Raw genomic sequence first — 474 nt, 5'->3', positions numbered from 1 at the left:
CATGAGTAGGATAGGTCGCAACCTTGACGTCAACGACTGTCGTCAGACCACCAAGCCCTTGGGCGCCGATGCCAAGCGCGTTGATCCGCTCATAAAGCTCAATCCGCAGTCCCTCTTCCGGGCTTGACGCCCCCCTTGCGATTAGTTCCGCCATATCGATGGGCTCGTTCATGGCTTCCTTGGCCAGCAGCATCGCCTTTTCAGCGCTACCACCGATACCAACAGAGATCAGCCCAGGCGGACACCATCCGCTGCCCAGGGTCGAAACGGTATTGACCACCCAGTCGGAAACGGAGGCGCTGGGATTAAGGGTGGTAAAACGTGCCTTGTTCTCGGACCCGCCGCCTTTTGCGGCGATAGTGATCTCAATCTGGTCACCTTGCACCAAGTTGACATGGACAACTGCCGGCGTGTTGTCGCGGGTGTTGACCCGTCTAGCGAGGGGATCCGCAACGATCGATGCCCGAAGGGGAT

1 protein-coding gene is annotated in these 474 nt (G+C 58.6%); it reads right to left on the bottom strand.

What is annotated here, in order from left to right; genetic code table 11:
• On the bottom strand, positions 1-474 hold a 474-nt coding region (locus tag EOB49_RS34700), incomplete at both ends, for a fumarate hydratase (protein ID WP_164781967.1).

This window comes from Mesorhizobium sp. M7A.F.Ca.MR.148.00.0.0 (assembly GCF_003997735.1).
Lineage (GTDB): Bacteria > Pseudomonadota > Alphaproteobacteria > Rhizobiales > Rhizobiaceae > Mesorhizobium.
The sequence above is the reverse complement of the archived record's forward strand: the minus strand, read 5'-3'. Positions and strand labels throughout refer to the sequence as shown.